Genomic DNA, 18431 nt, shown 5'->3' with positions numbered 1-18431 from the left:
GTTTTGATCTCAGAGGTTTTCTCTAATCTACCAACCTACTTTTTATTCGCTGAATGACACTTACTCTAAAAATAACCTGCTTTTAGATTAATTGCATGAAAGATTGAAAGTGGCTTATTTTACAACTTGAACGCTCTTCAGCTTATAAACCACAAAAAACATTTGCAGCAGAGTCTTTATCAGATTGAACAACCAAGTTATCCCAAATTGAGCAACCTACAAATTATTCAAATTATGACAATCGACCATCATTTAATAACAAATTAATTATCTATCAATTAGTTACTGTTGCCAAACAGACTTCCGGTGGTCACATTACCCCTTGCTTACACAGACCTGATTTTTAGAGCTCATCTCTCTTTATTACCAACTTATGACTTAAGTTTCTAGCGAGTGCAAGTACTTATTAGATTCGATATCATATGTGGATCAAGTTCCAAGGCATAAATCTAGAGATACATTTCGTTATAATATCATTACCTATCAAAATACTAATGATAACTTAATTAACCTTTCGCTTATTTTTGAGCCATTTACAAACATTCAGGTTCACCGATAGATTCCTCTTAGCCAATTGCTGAATTGCCCACCGCACTAATTAACACAAAGGCTATGCAGCAAGGCTTTGTTCCACGATTAATCCAGTTATGAATGGTCGCACGCTGAATCAATACATCACCTGCGTTCAGGTGAACTAACTGTTCCTCTCCCAGCTCCATATCAATCTCACCTGAGAGAACAATAGCGTAATCGATACTGTCTGTCCGATGAATTCTTGGCGTTACACCTGGGCCAAATTCAACCACTTTAAAGATGGATCCACCACGAATAGTTGTACCAGCCTGACGGTGCCCCTTGTCACCATTAACTGAATCTATTTCAACAGGTAAGTCCGTAGTCGTCCAAAGCTGTTGTTGCTGCATATGGGGACGCCAGCTGGAAGTATGCTCTCCCCGATCATCAAAAATTACAACTGGCTTACCAGCTTTGTTATGGCCCGTCACAACACGTCGTAGATTTAGCCCCATAGCAGTACCAGCCCAATGTTAAACACAAGTTTATAGTAGTATTAATTGGAGACAGGCACTTTATTTGACATATAAAAAGTCACTAGGTGATTGCCCCTCTGTAGAGAGAGCACAGATCAATAACAATTCAAAATAACAGGGCAACACTATTGGTCTTTACCCAACTTTTAATTTTGAGGAGGCCCAGTTCCTCTTTTCAATTGAGAAACAAGCAATCCTAATAATTCTCTACTAACTCTCAATATCTTCCAGATAACTATTGAGTCACCTATTCAATGATCAGCTGGAGTTCCTGGACCGGATTCAATTTCATCTTCACTTATAGCCCCTGTCAATGGAGATAATATGTAAATCTCGCATCCATTAATTTCCTTTTCCTCTCGGCAACTTTAACCACTATAATCCCGCCCATGCCAGATTTACCGATACAATCCACCCTACCCAGACTATTCGAGGCCTTGGAAGCGCACAGTAATGTGGTCCTCCAGGCTCCTCCTGGTGCAGGTAAGACCACTGTTGTTCCCTTGGCCCTGCTTAACAGAAACTGGCTGGGGAATAAAAATATCATCATTCTGGAGCCGCGTAGACTCGCGGCACGCACCGCTGCGGCTCGAATGGCTGCTCAAATTGGTGAGAAACCTGGTGAAACTGTCGGGTACCAGATTCGCGGGGAGCGCAAGGCCGGTAAGCAAACCCGTATATTGGTTGTTACAGAAGGAATCCTCACCCGCCTTTTACAGTCTGATCCGGAGCTGTCCAATACGACACTGGTTATCTTCGATGAATTTCATGAGCGCAACCTGCAGGCAGACTTGTCACTGGCACTTTGCCTGCAATCCCAGGAGTACCTGCGCGAGGACCTTAAGTTACTGGTAATGTCTGCCACCCTGGAAACAGACGCTGTTGCAAAGGTACTCAACAATGCACCGGTTATAACTAGCGAGGGGCGTAGCTATCCCGTCAGCGTGCAATACATAGATCAACGGGAAGAACTGGACGATGAACGCCAGGTCTCCAACTTGATGGTACGTAAGATCTTGGATTGCACACGCAATGAAATGGGTAGCCTGCTGGCGTTTCTGCCTGGCGTGGGGGAGATTCGCCAAGTTGAAGAAAAGCTCAAAGAGCGTTTAACCAAAGAAGCACCTTCGTTCAACGATATAACAATAGCTCCATTATACGGAGACCTGACCAGGGAGCAGCAAGACCTGGCCATCACACCGGCAAAGCCGGGCAAGCGCAAGATTGTTCTGGCCACTAACGTTGCCGAGACAAGCCTGACCATTGAAGGGATTCGGATGGTAGTGGACTCCGGATTGATGCGTGAATCCCGTTTTGACCCCAATAGCGGTATGGACCGATTGGTAACCAGCCGCATCTCCCAAGCATCGGCTACCCAGCGCAGCGGTCGTGCTGGCCGCCTCAGCGCTGGCCTGTGCCTGCGCCTGTGGAGCGAAGGGCGCCAGCGTAGCCTGAGCACCAGGAATACCCCTGAGATTCTTCGCAGTGACCTGACACCAGTTGCTTTGGAATTGGCTCAGTGGGGTATCAGTGATTCATCTGAACTCCGCTGGCTGGACCTCCCTCCTGCCGGACCTATGGCACAAGCCCAGGAGCTGTTGCAACAGCTGGGCGCACTCGATGATAAACTACGCATAACTCGCCATGGCAGTGCCATGCTGTCCCTCGGCTGCCATCCCCGCCTCGCCCACATGATGATACGCGGCCTTGATTGGGGGCTACAGCAACAGGCCTGCCTGCTAGCGGCTCTTTTATCAGAGCGAGATATATTTCGCGGCGAGGCCCGTTGGGACAGGGATATTGGCAAGCGGATTGAGGTTTTACAGGGTCTGAACAAAGCTCGTGAAGTAGATCGGGGCGCTATCCAGAGAGTTCGGCAGCAATCCAAAACCTGGCAGACCCAGTTAGGGAAACTCGCTTCCAGCCAAACAACCAATCCCGCAGCTATTGACCACCCCGACCAGATTGGCGCCCTATTAGGGTTGGCCTATCCAGACAGAATCGCCAAAAACCGCCATGATCACGCGCGGCGCTTCCTGCTTTCCAATGGGCGCGGAGCACATTTCTCCCATGATGATGCCCTGGCAATATGTGACTATTTGGTAATTGCTGATCTCGATGGGCAGGGACGCGACGCCCGAATCCAGTTGGCCGCTCCCGTTTCAGCAGGCACCTTAAGGGATTGCTTTGCCGACCAGATAAAGCAAGAGACATATATTCGTTGGGATGAGGCCACTGGGCGCGCAGATGCAGTTGAGCGCACCACTCTGGGAAGCCTGGTATTGCAACAGCAGGCAGCCAGGGACGTTCCTACAGAGTTATTGAGTCGCGCTCTGTTGGATGCCATTCGGCACAAAGGGCTGGCGATACTGCCCTGGACTAATGATGCGATTCAGTACCGCAACCGAGTGGAGTTTCTACGCCAGTGTGAGATAGGACAAGACCTGGTTGCCGAGGCCCATTTACCTGACTGGAGTGATACATCACTTCTGGCCAGTCTGGATAATTGGCTGCTTCCCCACCTCCAGAGCTTTAATAAATTGGAACAGCTCAAACAGCTGGACTTGCTCAGTATCCTGCGAGGCCGGCTCACATGGCCACAACAGCAGTTGCTTGATGAGCTGGCCCCCAGCCATTACAGCGTTCCCAGCGGCTCCCGTATCCAGATTAACTACGAAGAATCCCCTCCGGTGTTAGCCGTGCGCCTGCAGGAATTGTTCGGCATGGCACAAACCCCTGCAATCCTGGGCGGTCGCTTCAGCATGATGATTCACCTGCTATCACCAGCGCGACGCCCGGTGCAAATCACTCGAGATCTCACCAATTTCTGGGCTAATACCTACCAGGAAGTGAAAAAGGAGTTACGCATCAAATACCAGAAGCACTACTGGCCAGACGACCCCCTAACTGCGGTCGCCACCAACAAGACCAAGAAGAGGATGAATACACAGTGAGGCACCACCGTTAAGCCGTCGTTCAGATTAGAGCAAGTAGGCTTTTAACCCCCGTGCTTTTGTGCAGCTTCGGATTCACCTATTCTGAATCAATGATTAAAGCATGAAAAAAATGGTAATCTTTGGGGAACTTAGCCTGGTTCCTCATGCCAATAGAGAAAATCAGCAAGGCTAACTTGCTCTGCCAACAACCGTCCATGGAGATGAATTTTGCACCGGACGCTTCCATTTTTCCTAAGCCCAGTACTTCTTTTCGGCTGTAGCTTTGATGACCTACCCGACATTGTGATCCCAGTTAATGTGGATTACGACCAGGAAATGCGCTATCTGGTGGAGGATATCAGTGAATATGCCAAGGGTTTCGAACGGGATTTTATTATTGTCCCGCTAAACGGCATTGAGTTAATCACTACCGATACCAAGACCACCGGCCAGGTAGATAGCGCTTATGTGAGCTCTACCGATGGTATCGCCCAGGAGGCAGTGTTCTACGGGCAAAACGGTGTTGACCAACCCACCAGCACCTCTGAAAGCGACCGCTTGCAGGACTATCTCGACCTGGCCAAAGACAACAACAGCAACAACAACGTTATTCTTGTCACTGACTTCGCCAGCCGTGAAGACTATGTTGACGATTCCAACGAGCAAAACAAGAGCGTCGGCTATATTTCCTTCGCTGCAAATCAAACGATCCTGAACGATGTCCCTCCCTACCCTGCAGAACCTTTCAACGTCGACAACCGCAATGTCCGTGAATTGAACGAAGCCAACAACTTTCTCAACCTGACCAACACCGGTAACTTCTCGAGCCCACAGGTTCTTGTCGACAGATTGAGTGAAACCAACTACGACCTGATCATTATCGACTTTTTCTTCGATGGCGAGCCCTATACCAAAGAGCAAATTGAACAGCTCAAAGTAAAGGAGAATGGTGGGGACAGGCTCGTAATGGCCTATGTGAACATCGGTGAGGCGCAGGAAAACCGCTACTATTGGCAATCCTTCTGGCCTACCAACCCACCGGCCTGGCTACTTGACGAAGTCCCCAATGAAACAGGTAACTATTACGTGGAATACTGGAAAGCGGGGTGGCAGGACATCATTTACGGCAATAATGATTCTTACATTTACAAGATTGTCGATGCGGGCTTTGACGGTGCCTATATGGACGGTATCGACGCATTTGAATATTTCGACTCCCTGGATACAAACGAAGGGAATTAATTTTACCTCTACCGCCAGGCAGCCAATCGGGTTCTAAACCCGACCTGGTTGCCATCAATCATTTCCTAAAAACAACAATTAAGCTGGCTGAGCATCCTTGTATTGAGTCACGTACTGTGAAAGGCGCCCGGACATTTCCTCCGCCAGCTGCTGCAGGGCGTTGAGCGGGCGTATCATCACCTCAAACTCGACAATCTTTCCGTTTTCATCAAAGCGAATGATATCCAGCCCCTTAAGACTCTTATCACCGATGGAGGCCTTAAATTCCAGGGCCAGATCACGACCGGACTCAGTTGTAAAGCTGCGGTCGTATTCAAAGCTTTCAAAGACCTGCATTACCGTATTGAGGATCAGGCAAACCGCCGCCGAACTATGGTAGGGCTTGAAAAATGCCGGAGAGCGAAATACTGCCTCTTCCGCAACGATACTTGGCAGCCGGCTCAAATCCCGAGCTTCAACCATTTCGTGCCACAGGGCAATTGACTCCGCTATCGGGTTATTGGAATTGTTCATCGACTATCTCCCGTTCAAGCATATGCTTGTGTAAAAATTCCCGGCCATCGGCACAACCGAGTTCATAAGTCTTTTGTGCCAGCTCAGGATTGGTGTAATCCCAGACGCGAATAAATGGTGGCAGTGATGGCTGCACATAGGTCCACAGCTGCTCGCCCTGGCGCCGGTTAAATCTATCCGGATAGCGAGGGTAACGCCGGCTTAACAGGATCAATACACGGCCTGCCTCTTTATCCAACCCCGCTACCGGAATATTGTCCACCACGCCACCATCGAGCACGGTTGCGCCACTTAAGCGCATCTGCGGCGTAAAGGGAGGAGTACAGGAAGAACATAAAATCAGTTCCGCCAATTCCTCCACACTGGTGCAGTCTTGCGCACGGTAGAAGTTCTGCTTAAAACCGAGACCGAGGGCCATCTTCGGATGCAGGCTACGCAATAGGTGTTTGTCGGTATAATAGGCGAGCGCACCCACCCCAAGCGCCACCCCCGCTGTCAAAAAGCGCGGGGGATGGGTTATGGCAATCTGCAAATCTGCAGCATTGCGCAAAGGCTCCAGACCATCGCGAAATAACTCCAGCATGGCATTGCGGAAAATTCCGTACTGGGGAAATACCCGCTCTTTCTTTAACAGGTTGCCCCAATAGGCGTTCTTCGCATTCGCAGCAAATGCCGACCAAAAATGCTCACGTGCCTCCTCGGCCCGCCCCATCAGGATAAGGCTTGCCATGAGTCCACCGGCAGATACCGCAGTCACTGTTTTGGGAGCAAGGCCAATTTCCCCAGCTACCGAATCCCAAAAGCCAATTTGCCAGGTGCAGCGTCCACCCCCACCGGCAAAAACGACCTGATCAAACATAAATCCCTTACCTATAATGTGGAGTTCCCGGCCATTTCCTGGCCCGGCTTTCTCTCACCCTGCTTCCAGTTCCAGGCAGTCCAATACTGAATCTTAAAGTATGCGTTCATATGCAACTAATTGCATAAGCTAATGGATTCAGCTGCCGAGCGCAACAGATCAGCCTACCCTAAACGCTCAATCATGCTGGGCTTATATGACAATGACATATCACCAAGGCAGTACCCCCGGTCACCAAAATCAAATCGCAGAAATAACTCATGTAATCCGCGCCGGGAGAAATCATTGTGAGGAAATACAAGCTGTCCATGCAGCAGGCTTGCCAATAGAACAGCAGCTGATACGACATTAGCCACTTGCGGCATGAGTGAGAAAGGCTGCCTGCTGAACCAACATATTTACAGTACCTGCGCTCCCAGCTCAGTGGCACCGGAGTGGAGCTTGTCCAGCAGCGCCCTGCCATCGATACGGCCAATATTCAGAGTAGCGGTGACGGCTTCTGGACTAGTGAAATCCCAGACTTTGATCGGCAGGACCCTTGAAGGCTGTACGTAGGTCCAAAGCTGTGCGCCCTGGCGCTGGGTAAAACAGTCCGGGTAGCCCGGAAAACGGGCTGTCAGGAGTATTAATACTCTACCCTCCTCACCATCCAGTCCGGCGACTGGCACATTGTCCACCACACCGCCATCAAGTATCTCGGCACCATTCAACTGCAACCGGGGCGTAAAAGGCGGGGTACAGGAGGAACTCAAAATCAGGTGTTCCAGCTCCTCCATATCGGCACAGTCCTGCGCACGATAAAAGGATTGGCGAAACCCCAACCGTGTTGCCGTACTGGAATGCAGGCTGCGTGGAAACTTTTTATCGGCATAGTAGATTACAGCACCAAAGGTTAGTGCCAGTGGTCCAAACATCCATGCCGGGGGGTGACACACAGCGAGACGCAGCTCAGCCACTGCCTGTAAATCCACAAGGCCTTTGTCAAATAGCTGCCTAATCCCATCGCGACATATCTCATACTGGGGAAACACCGCCTCCTCGCGAAACAGGTTACGCCAGTAAACATTCTTACGATTGTCACTGAAAACCGACTGGACATAGCGCACAGCCTCCTGTCCCCTATCAATCAATAGCAGCCCCGCTACCAGGCCACCTGCGGAAACCGCACTGACCACCTTAGGCCTCAGATTAATTTCATCCGCTACCGATTCCCAAAAACCAATTTGCCAGATGCAGCGCCCACCTCCGCCGGCAAATACCACTTGATCAAACATGTACAAAATTCCTTTTCTAATTCCCTGCGCTCTTCCCGAGCCCTCATTCAATGTATGCCTCCTAATCGAGCTGATCGCTTCAGGCACCAGGTTAATTTCCTGGGTAAGTGCCATATCAAAATCCAGCTACCAGGGGCATCGTCTCCCTCCTCCAAATCACCTGCTCAAATATCAATCTCCCCCAACATCTGTGTAATAACAGTGATCAGCCAATACATTGTGTAAAAACAGGCGACCGTCATGACGACCCATTTCACAGGCACTTCTCAGCCCCTCTGCATTAGTAAAGTCCCAGACACTTATTGGTGGTGGTTTTGATGGTTGAATATAGGTCCAGAGTTGCTCACCGTTGCGCCGGGTAAACCAGTCGGGACAGCCACGATAACGACGTGTCAGCAGGATAAGCACTCGCCCTTTACCCGGATCTATCCCCCCAACCGGGACATTGTCCACCACTCCGCCATCCAGGGCTTCCATGCCTTGCCACCACAATCTCGGAGTAAATGGTGGGGTGCAGGATGAGCTCAGGATCAGCTGTTCAAAGTCAGTAACATCGCGACAGTCCTGAACGCGATAAAAATCCTGGTGGTACCCCAAACGCCGCGCCGCGCCGGGATGAAGACTGCGCATCAGGTATTTGTTGGAGTAGTAAATTAACCCTCCCACGGCCAGCGCCAGGGAAACCGGGAGCCAGTGTGGTGGACGGGATACTGCAACCCTCAATTCAGCCCCATAGCGCAAGCGAGGGAAGCACTCTGAAAAAAGTGCCCTGATCCCGTTCCGGTAAATTCCATAGTGGGGGAACACCGGCTTCCCACAAAACAGGTTGCGCCAATATGCATTCCTTTGATTGGCCTTAAAGACAGCGGCAAAATAGTCTACCGCCGCCGAAGCTTTACCGATCATGATCAAGCCAGCGATCAAGGCACCAGCAGACACACCACTCACCACCCGGGGACGCAGTTGGATTTCCTCAGCGACAGACTCCCAGAACCCGATCTGCCATGTGCAGCGCCCACCACCACCGGCAAATACCACCTGGTCAAACATCCCCCGAAACCTCTTTTTTGCGGCTAACAGTCAACAATGCTCCCCCGCCAGCAACATTGCCAGGAATGCCTGGCCGTCGGCACGCCCGGCATGAAAAACACGGGTCAAAGCCTGCGGGTTGGCAAAGTCCCATACCCTGATCGGCAGCGGCCGTATGGGTTGTACATAGGTCCACAATTGATCTCCCTTACGGCAAGTGAAACACCAGGGATACTGGGGGTAATTGCGAGTCAGCAAAATCAGGACCCGACCGGGTTCCGGGTCCAAGCCGCCTACCGGGACACTGTCCACCACACCACCATCGAGAATTTCCGCCCCCTCGCGCTGTTGCCTCGGAGTCAGCGGGGGCGTGCAGGAAGAGGTTAAAATCAGCCGCTCTAACTCCAATTCATCAGTGCAGTTATGCGCCGAGTGAAAAAACTGACGATAGCCCAAGCGTCTTGCACTGGAGGGATGCAAACTACGAGAGAAGTAGGTATCGGTATAGTCGATCCCTATACCCAGAAGTAACGCCAAGGGCCCTGAAAGCCATTCAGGCGAGTAGGCTACTGCAATACGCAGATCCGCTGTCGAGTGTAATTTTTTAAGGCCACCAGTAAAAAGTTTGCGCATCGCATGGCGGTAAATATGATGGTGGGGAAACACTGGTTTTCCCTTAAACAGGTTCTGCCAATGGATGTTTCTGCCATTGGTCCGAAATGCTGTGGCAAAGTGATCTACTGCCGCCAGTGATTTCCCCATCAGGATCAGGCTCGATACCAAAGCCCCTGCGGATACAGCACTCACCACCCTTGGTGACAGCTGTATCTCACTGGCCACCGCATCCCAGAATCCGATTTGCCAGGTACAGCGGACTCCTCCGCCGGCAAATACCACCTGGTCAAACATAAGCCCTCTTCCCCGCCAATCTGGCATATTTTCAAGGTAAACCTCACCCAACAGAAAACCCTTGGGATGCATCAAATATAAACAGGGGATGGGGATGTGGCAGCCGGATTTTCGCCGTATCAAACACGAGAAAGGGCTTTGTCGAATGGCCATTAAAAAAGCGACCCGTTGGGCCGCTTTCTATCCTGCTATCGATTCGCTCAGGCGATCAATAGTAAGCCTGGGATTTATCGGTGTGGTCGGTAATGTCTTTCACTCCGGCCAGTTCCGGGATTTTATCCTTCAAAGTTTTCTCAACCCCTTCTTTAAGGGTCATATCGACCATGCCACACCCCTGGCAACCACCGCCAAACTTCAGCACGGCGTACATGTCCTCAGTAACCTCCACCAGGCTCACCTGACCGCCATGGGCCGCCAGACCGGGGTTCACTTCGTTATAGAGCACGTAGTTGATACGGTCTTCGATGGGGCTGTCATCAGTAATCTTGGGCATGCGCGAATTGGGCGCGCGAATGGTGAGCTGCCCGCCCATTTTGTCTGATGAATAGTCAACGCGCGCATCATCCAGATACGGCACACTGCGGCCTTCAAAGTACGCTTTTAGACCATTCATCTCCATCATCACATCTTCTGCTTCTTCCTCACCGGGGCGACAGTAGGCAATGCAGGTTTCGGCACTGGGTGTGCCGGGATTAGAGACAAACATGCGAATAGCAATCCCCTCGCAGTCCTGCTTGGCCAGCAGTTCCTTCAGGTATTCCTGCGCAGATTCGGTAATGGTGACATTCAATTCTGACATAAGCCTTCTCAAATAACCGAGCTACTTTGTCGGGTATTTTACTCTCAGAAGCGCTCAAGTGAAACCGGTGTCTTTACTGGGAGGTGACAAACAGCCCTTCGCCCCTCCCATCGGACATTTACACCGGAATAAGCCCCATCAGGGTTTGGGCAGTTTCCTCTGATGAGGCGGGGTTCTGCCCGGTCACCAGTTTGCCATCCTGTACCACATAGGGTGCCCAGTCACCTTTCTTCGAGTAGTTGCCGCCTTTATCCTTGAGCATATCCTCTACCAGGAAAGGCACTATATCCACCAGCTCTACTGCAGCCTCTTCGGTATTGGTAAAACCGGTGACGCTCTTACCGGAAACCAGGGGCTCACCATCTTTCCGCAGGGTATGCCGGAATATGCCGGGAGCGTGGCAGACAGCGCCTATGGGCTTGTCGGCGGCGTAGAACTCTTCAATCAGCGAAATAGACTTCTGATCCTCCGCCAGGTCCCACAGTGGCCCGTGCCCACCGGGGTAGAAAATAGCATCGAAGTCCGATTCGTCCATATCTGTGAGCTTGGCAGTATTCGCCAGCACCTGCTGGGTTGCCGGGTCTTGGTGAAAGCGCTCGGTTGCCGCTGTCTGGAAATCCGGTTCATCGCTTTTTGGATCAAGAGGCGGCTGGCCGCCTTTTGGAGAGGCCAGGGTCACTTCTGCCCCAGCATCTTTGAAGATGTAGTAAGGCGCAGCAAACTCCTCCAGCCAGAAGCCGGTTTTCTTACCGGTATCGCCCAGCTGGTCATGTGAAGTCAAAACCATCAGTATTTTCATAAATAGCCTCCCTTAGGATGATCTGAGGAATGAAAAATATCGCTCAAATATTGTGGATATGGAAAAGTTAAAAACTGGAAAACCCACAACACCAGTTAGTCACACTACAGACCTTACTGGTGACCGTGGTTCCCTACCCGGCTTCTTACCAAAATTGAAAAACTCAGTACTGCCGCAGAGAGCATAGACCCGCCAGCTATGTGAGAGAGGATGAGTTGCCACCTGATTTTTTATATCCAGAAGTGACAATTCTGTAAGTATATATTGCTTGTATTTAGCAAAAAAATACCGGTTATTGTGGGGGATCGGTACTCCTACACCAAGTCGCCTCCTTTGGGAGAGAGGTACTGTGCTAAGATTGGGGCCTTTCCCGCCATCGATACATAAGGATTGGTATATGTCCCAGCAGTCCCGCAATCAACGCCTGGAGCAACTTAAAGCTGCAATCGCTCAGCGTATCCTGATTCTGGACGGCGCTATGGGGACGATGATCCAGCGGGAAAAGCTTGAGGAAGCGGATTACCGCGGCGCACGCTTTAGCGATTTTCACCGCGATCTCAAAGGCAACAATGATCTGCTCAGCCTGACCCGCCCCGATTTAATCGAACAAATCCACCGGGAATATCTCGAGGCTGGCGCCGATATTATTGAAACCAATACGTTTAACGCCACTCAGTTGTCCCAGTCTGATTACGATATGGAGCACCTGGTCGAAGAGATAAACCGCAGCTCAGCAGAGATCGCCCGCCGCGCAGCAGACGCAGTCTCCACACCGGAGCGCCCGCGCTGGGTAGCCGGGGTTATCGGTCCCACCTCCCGCACCGCCAGTATCTCCCCAGATGTAAATGATCCCGGCGCACGCAATGTCACTTTTGATGAACTGGTGAGTAATTATGTAGAAGCCGGTCGCGCCCTGGTAGAAGGCGGCAGCGACCTGATCCTGATAGAGACAATATTCGATACCCTCAATGCCAAAGCAGCCATCTACGCCATGCAGCAGCTGTTTGAGGAGTTGGGTTTCGAACTGCCGGTTATGATCTCCGGCACCATTACCGATGCTTCTGGTCGCACCCTTTCAGGCCAGACCACAGAGGCATTTTATTACTCCATCGCCCATGCCAAGCCAATTTCTGTAGGTCTGAACTGCGCCCTCGGCGCCACCGAGTTACGGCCCTATGTCGAGGCGCTCTCCGGCGTTTCTTCCACCTATGTGTCCGCACATCCAAATGCAGGACTACCCAACGAGTTTGGAGAATATGATGAAACCCCGGAGCAAACAGCGGCAATTGTGGCTGAGTTTGCCCGCAGCGGCTTTATTAATATCCTCGGCGGCTGCTGTGGCACTACCCCAGACCATATCCGTGCTATCGCCGAGGCGGTAGTCGATGTCGCTCCGCGCCAACTGCCAGAAATCAAACCGGCTCTGCGCCTTTCCGGCCTGGAACCCTTTGTCGCCGATGAAACCGCCCTTTTCGTCAATGTGGGCGAACGTTGCAATGTCACAGGCTCCGCTCGATTCAAACGCCTGATCCTGGAAGAGGACTACGACACCGCCCTGCAGGTAGCCGCTGCCCAGGTAGAAGACGGCGCACAGGTGATCGATTTCAATATGGATGAGGCGATGCTCGATTCACTCGCCGCCATGCGCCGCTTTCTCAACCTTGCCGCCACCGAGCCCGATATTGCCAAAGTGCCGTTCATGGTGGACTCGTCAAAATGGGAGGTGATTGAGGCGGGGCTGCAGTGTATCCAGGGCAAGCCCATTGTGAACTCCATCAGCCTCAAGGAGGGCAAGGAGGAGTTTATTGAGAAAGCACAGCTGTGTTTGCGCTATGGTGCGGCTGTCGTTGTTATGGCTTTTGACGAGAACGGCCAAGCGGATACCTTCGAGCGCAAAATAGAAATCTGCCAACGCAGCTACGATGTGCTCGTAGATGAAGTCGGATTCAATCCCACAGACATTATTTTCGATCCCAATATTTTTGCCGTCGCCACCGGTATAGAGGAACACAACAATTACGCGGTGGACTTTATCGAGGCCTGCCATTGGATTCGCAAAAACCTGCCTGGCGCCCAGATTAGCGGCGGCGTCTCCAACGTATCCTTCTCCTTCCGCGGCAACAACCCGGTACGTGAGGCCATCCACTCGGTTTTCCTGTTCCACGCTATCAAGGCCGGGCTGAATATGGGCATCGTCAACGCCGGCCAACTGGCTGTCTACGATGAATTGCCTGAGGAACTGCGGGAGAAAGTTGAAGATGTGATTCTCAACCGCAGCACAGAGGCTACCGAGGCTTTGCTTGACATCGCCCCCAAATATCAGGGTGAAGGTGGCGGCTCCACCCGTAAGGAAGACCTGAGTTGGCGTGAACTCCCAGTAAAAGAGCGCTTGGCGCACTCCCTGGTTAAGGGCATCAATAACTATATCGAGGAAGATACTGAGGAAGCCCGAGCCTGCTCTTCCCGCCCCTTGGATGTAATTGAAGGTCCGCTAATGGACGGTATGAATATCGTCGGTGACCTGTTTGGCGAGGGTAAAATGTTCCTGCCTCAGGTAGTGAAGTCTGCCCGTGTTATGAAACAGGCGGTAGCCTACTTGCAACCGTTTATTGAAGAAGAAAAGACTGAGGATAGCCGTCCCAATGGACGTATCCTGATGGCCACGGTAAAAGGCGATGTGCACGATATCGGCAAAAATATCGTCGGAGTTGTACTGGCCTGTAACAATTACGAGGTGATTGATCTCGGCGTTATGGTGCCCGCTGAGACGATTCTGCAAACTGCGCGAGAAAAAGGGTGCGATATTATCGGCCTGTCTGGTTTGATCACGCCCTCTCTTGATGAAATGGTACATGTTGCGGCTGAAATGGAGCGCCAGGAGTTTGATATTCCCTTGCTGATCGGCGGTGCCACTACCTCCAAAGCACACACCGCAGTGAAAATTGATCCCCAGTTCCATCGCAACCAGGTGGTCTATGTAGCCGACGCTTCCCGCGCGGTGGGTGTGGCCAGCAGCCTGATTTCAGATGAGTTGCGCCCGGCATTTATAGAGAAAACTCGCGCTGAGTATGAAAAAGTACGAGTCCGCACCGCCAATCGCAAACGCAACGATACCCGCTTAAGTTACTTACAAGCGCGCGATGCTGCCCCAGACTTTGACTGGCAGAATTACCAGCCCGCAAAACCCAACAAACTGGGCGTCACAGTGATTGATGACTTTCCCCTGGAAAGACTGCTCGATACTATGGATTGGACTCCCTTCTTTATCTCCTGGGACCTGGCAGGAAAGTTCCCTGCAATCCTGGAAGACAAAATTGTGGGTGAGGCCGCCAGTGATCTTTACAGAAATGCCCAGCGCATGCTGAAGGAGATTATCGACAAAAAACTGCTGCGCGCCCGCGCCGTATTTGGACTCTGGCCCGCCAACAGTGTTGGCGACGATATCATCGTTTATACCGATGAAAACCGCAGCGGAGAGCTGGCACGCTTACACCATATGCGCCAGCAGGTACAAAAGCTCGGAGGCGATGGCCTGTGCCGTTCCCTGGCGGATTTTGTCGCTCCACTGGAGTCGGGCCACATTGATTACGTGGGTGGCTTTGCCGTTACCACCGGCATTGGAGCCGACGAACTGGCGGCAACCTATGAAGCCCAGCATGATGATTACAACGCCATAATGGTTAAAGCCCTGGCAGACCGCATGGCAGAATCTTTTGCCGAAACCCTGCACCGTCTGGTGCGCAAGGAATATTGGGGGTATGTGCCAGAAGAAACTCTCAGCAACGAACAGCTGATCAAGGAAGCCTATCAGGGTATCCGCCCCGCCCCCGGCTATCCTGCCTGCCCGGATCACACGGAAAAAGGCACCCTGTTCAAATTACTGCAGGCAGAGCAAAATGCCGGGGTCAGTCTTACTGAGCACTTTGCCATGATGCCGGCAGCCGCGGTCAGCGGCTGGTACTTCGCCCACCCACAAGCAAAGTACTTCAACGTTGGCAAAATTGGCAGAGATCAGCTGCAAAGTCTGGCCGAGCGAAAAGGGATCAGCGAACTGGAACTGGAGCGCTGGCTGCGCCCCAACCTTGAGGAATGAGCCTATGCAAGAAAACAATAAAGATAAGGCTGGTAAACCCGGTTTCGGCCAGCTAGTGCTCAGCACGCTGGCTGCCGCCATTGGTGTTCAGAGCAACAAGAACCGCGAGCGGGATTTTCAGAGTGGCAGCATGATGAACTATGTTGTCGCCGGTATTATTTTCACAACCTTTTTTGTGTTGGCGCTGGCATTGATCGTAAAGACCGTATTAAGCAATATGGGCTGAAAGCACCGATGGACGCTGGTAGCCGCAAAAGCCAGGCTTATAGCCTTCCGACCTCGTCAGGATAAAAGATAGGTTAGCCCGGTAAAGCCTGGCTCCGGGCCACCGGGATACTAGCGGGTGGCAACCCAAAAAATGCAGGTAGCGACAAAAATAGCGACCAGGGCCACAGCGGCAATGGCATCTACAAAATTGTCTTCTTCCGGGGTAACAACTACTTCTTCATTCATCGAATCACTCCGATTGCTCATTATTGTTCTGCAAAGTAGATGAACCGTTTAGAACGGCCAGTCCAGTAGAGCAAATCTCCGTTTATCGCGCAAGACAGCATGTATAAGCAACTTTTCCCGCTTATAACCGTTAGTTACAGAATTAGCGGAAAATATTGTTATTTATTGCATAAGAGCGCTGGTATGTTATGCGCCAGCGGAGAATCGTCCGGGGCATGTCCCTTTCTCCACCATCAGCGCACAAAGGCAATGGAATCAAGCTGTTATGTATCGATACGACGACCGGGATCGCGCCATCATCAACGATCGCGTAGCCCAGTTCCGCGGCCAGACGGAACGTTACCTCGCCGGCGAGTTGAGTGAGGAACAATTCCTGCCACTGCGCCTGCAAAATGGCCTCTATATTCAGCGACTGGCTCCAATGTTGCGTATTGCCGTGCCTTACGGCCTGCTTAACAGCGCCCAGTTGCGTCGTCTCGCACGGGTGAGCCGTGACTACGATAAGGGTTACGCGCACTTCACCACACGCCAGAACCTGCAGTACAACTGGCCACAGCTCGAAGACGTGCCGGCTATTCTGTCCGAGTTGGCAGAAGTGGAAATGCACGCCGTACAAACCAGTGGCAACTGTATTCGCAACACTACCTCGGATCCCTATGCCGGCATCGCTCTCGACGAGATCGCCGACCCCCGCCCCTACTGTGAATTAATCCGCCAGTGGTCCACCTTCCACCCGGAGTTCGCCTTCCTGCCACGTAAATTCAAGATCGCAGTCAGTGGCTCAAAGCAGGATCGCGCCGCCATCCGCGTACACGATATCGGCGTACAGATTGTTAAGCGCGGCGAGGAAACCGGGTTCCAGGTACTGGTTGGTGGCGGTCAGGGCCGCACGCCGGTGATAGCAGAAAGTATCCGTGACTTTCTGCCTGAGGAAGACCTGCTCTCGTATCTGGAAGCCATTGTGCGTGTATACAACCAGCTGGGCCGTCGCGACAACAAGTACAAAGCGCGTATCAAGATCCTGGTGAAGGCTCTTGGTCCGGAGGAATTTGGACGCCGGGTAGAAGAGGAGTGGCAGCACATAAAAGACGGCACTGAAAAGCTGACCCAGGAAGCCTTACAGTGGGCCAAGTCGTTCTTCACCGCACCCGAATACAAAGGGTTCATCGGCACCCATAGCGATACAGCCCTTCAACAACAGGCGGGCAACGATAAAGCGTTCGCACGCTGGTTGGAGCGCAATACTTACCCTCACCGGGTACCGGGTTACCGCGCCATAAAACTGTCCACCAAGCCCACCGGTGTTCCCCCCGGCGATGTTACTGACAGCCAACTGGATGCGATCGCCGATCTCGCCGATGCCTTCAGCTTTGGCGAAGCGCGTGTTACCCACGACCAGAACGTAGTTCTCGCCGATGTTGAACAAGACAAGCTGTATGAGCTGTGGCAGAAGGCGCGTAAATACGGCTTTGCCACTCCAAATATCGGCACCCTTACCGATATGATCTGTTGCCCCGGTGGCGACTACTGCTCCCTCGCCAATGCCAAGTCCATTCCGGTAGCAGAGGCTATTCAGCGCCGCTTCGAAGATATCGATTATCTTTACGATTTGGGCGACCTCAACCTGAATATCTCCGGCTGCATGAATGCCTGTGGGCATCACCATGTGGGGCATATCGGCATCCTTGGCGTGGACAAGAAAGGGGAAGAGTTCTATCAAATCCAGCTCGGTGGCAGCGCCTCAAATGATGCCAGCCTGGCAAAAGTGCTCGGGCCAAGCTTCTCTCGCGCTGAAGTCCCCGAGGTAATCGGCAAAATCCTCGACCTGTACGTTGAGCAGCGCCAAGCTGAAGAACCCTTTATCGACACCTACAAACGCATTGGCCTGCAGCCCTTCAAGGAGAGAGTCTATGCCAAAGCCAGCTAAACTGGGCCCGCAACCAGGCAACCCTACCGAGCTGATTCTCAATGGCGAAGTCAGCCCCAATGAGTGGCAATTGATAGCTCAGGTTGAAGCTGGCCAAGGTCTCGATCTGGCCACCCTGCCGGCCGGCAGGCTTATTCTGCCCTTGCGGCAGTGGCAAAATCACCGCGAAGCTCTCGCGGCACGCAGTGACGAGATCGGTGTTTGGCTCGATAGCGAAGAAGGTGCAGAATTGATTGCCGAAGAAGCCGCCAAGCTTCCGCTGATCGCTGTAAATTTCCCCGCCTTTGCCGACGGTCGCGGCTTTACAGCGGGCCGCATGCTGCGCGAGCGATTTGGCTTCAAAGGTGAATTGCGCGCCGTAGGAGGCTTTATGCGTGACCAGCTTACGTACCTTCAGCGCTGTGGCTTTAATGCGTACGCCTTTGAAGGTGAGCAGCCTCTTGCCAGCTTGAAAGGCTCCCTGAGTGATTTCGGTGATAGCTACCAGAGCGGAGCAGACCAACCTCTACCGCTGTTCCGAAGACGCTTCTAAAGCCAGAGCATGCACGC

14 protein-coding genes are annotated in these 18431 nt (G+C 52.0%); 6 read left to right on the top strand and 8 right to left on the bottom strand.

Annotated features, from left to right (window positions below; translation table 11 throughout):
- Positions 1-566 precede the first annotated feature (566 nt).
- Positions 567-1028 carry a cupin domain-containing protein gene (locus tag GL2_RS16110; protein WP_143731606.1) on the bottom strand — a complete coding sequence of 154 codons (462 nt, stop codon included), beginning with the start codon at positions 1026-1028 and terminating at the stop codon, positions 567-569.
- Positions 1029-1438: 410 nt separating this feature from the next.
- On the opposite strand from GL2_RS16110, the gene hrpB reads away from it, so the two are divergent.
- Both hrpB and GL2_RS16100 read left to right on the top strand, forming a co-directional pair.
- Positions 1439-4003, top strand: coding sequence for an ATP-dependent helicase HrpB (gene hrpB, locus GL2_RS16105; RefSeq protein ID WP_143731605.1), 2565 nt, complete (start codon positions 1439-1441; stop codon positions 4001-4003).
- 210 nt (positions 4004-4213) lie between these two features.
- The gene (locus GL2_RS16100; protein ID WP_143731604.1) at positions 4214-5227 is read left to right on the top strand and encodes an endo alpha-1,4 polygalactosaminidase; all 1014 of its coding nucleotides are present in this window, start codon (positions 4214-4216) and stop codon (positions 5225-5227) included.
- Between the two features lie 78 nt (positions 5228-5305).
- Here GL2_RS16100 and GL2_RS16095 read toward each other — a convergent pair whose 3' ends face one another.
- The 7 genes from GL2_RS16095 to GL2_RS16065 all read right to left on the bottom strand — a co-directional run bounded on the left by GL2_RS16095 (position 5306) and on the right by GL2_RS16065 (position 11409).
- Positions 5306-5740 (bottom strand): nuclear transport factor 2 family protein, encoded by a 435-nt coding sequence (locus GL2_RS16095; RefSeq protein WP_143731603.1) that lies wholly within the window; start codon positions 5738-5740, stop codon positions 5306-5308.
- Complete coding sequence (locus GL2_RS16090) at positions 5724-6599, bottom strand: patatin-like phospholipase family protein (protein WP_143731602.1); 876 nt, start codon at positions 6597-6599, stop codon at positions 5724-5726. Before GL2_RS16090 ends, GL2_RS16095 begins: the two co-directional genes overlap by 17 nt.
- Positions 6600-6997: 398 nt before the next feature.
- On the bottom strand, positions 6998-7987 hold the full coding sequence (locus GL2_RS16085; RefSeq protein ID WP_370452064.1) for a patatin-like phospholipase family protein: 990 nt from the start codon (positions 7985-7987) through the stop codon (positions 6998-7000).
- A gap of 57 nt (positions 7988-8044) precedes the next feature.
- Entirely contained in the window at positions 8045-8923 is an 879-nt protein-coding gene (locus GL2_RS16080) for a patatin-like phospholipase family protein (RefSeq protein WP_143731601.1), read from the bottom strand.
- A 30-nt stretch (positions 8924-8953) separates the two neighbouring features.
- Entirely contained in the window at positions 8954-9811 is an 858-nt protein-coding gene (locus GL2_RS16075; protein WP_143731600.1) for a patatin-like phospholipase family protein, read from the bottom strand.
- A gap of 208 nt (positions 9812-10019) precedes the next feature.
- Positions 10020-10610, bottom strand: a complete 591-nt coding sequence (nfuA, locus tag GL2_RS16070) for a Fe-S biogenesis protein NfuA (RefSeq protein ID WP_143731599.1) — start codon at positions 10608-10610, stop codon at positions 10020-10022.
- A 118-nt stretch (positions 10611-10728) separates the two neighbouring features.
- Positions 10729-11409 (bottom strand): type 1 glutamine amidotransferase domain-containing protein, encoded by a 681-nt coding sequence (locus tag GL2_RS16065; RefSeq protein ID WP_143731598.1) that lies wholly within the window; start codon positions 11407-11409, stop codon positions 10729-10731.
- Between the two features lie 397 nt (positions 11410-11806).
- Here GL2_RS16065 and metH point away from each other — a divergent pair, with 397 nt between their 5' ends.
- From metH to GL2_RS16045, 4 genes are all read left to right on the top strand, one after another.
- Entirely contained in the window at positions 11807-15502 is a 3696-nt protein-coding gene (gene metH, locus GL2_RS16060) for a methionine synthase (RefSeq protein WP_143731597.1), read from the top strand.
- Positions 15503-15506: 4 nt separating this feature from the next.
- Positions 15507-15728, top strand: a complete 222-nt coding sequence (locus tag GL2_RS16055) for a DUF2970 domain-containing protein (RefSeq protein WP_143731596.1) — start codon at positions 15507-15509, stop codon at positions 15726-15728.
- A gap of 492 nt (positions 15729-16220) precedes the next feature.
- Positions 16221-17882 carry a nitrite/sulfite reductase gene (locus GL2_RS16050; RefSeq protein ID WP_143731595.1) on the top strand — a complete coding sequence of 554 codons (1662 nt, stop codon included), beginning with the start codon at positions 16221-16223 and terminating at the stop codon, positions 17880-17882.
- A complete protein-coding gene (locus GL2_RS16045) occupies positions 17866-18414 on the top strand; it encodes a DUF934 domain-containing protein (RefSeq protein WP_143731594.1) in 549 nt (182 codons plus the stop codon). The genes GL2_RS16050 and GL2_RS16045 overlap by 17 nt, the downstream gene beginning before the upstream one ends.
- The last annotated feature ends 17 nt before the right edge of the window (positions 18415-18431 follow it).

This window comes from Microbulbifer sp. GL-2 (genome assembly GCF_007183175.1).
Lineage (GTDB): Bacteria > Pseudomonadota > Gammaproteobacteria > Pseudomonadales > Cellvibrionaceae > Microbulbifer.
The sequence above is the reverse complement of the archived record's forward strand: the minus strand, read 5'-3'. Positions and strand labels throughout refer to the sequence as shown.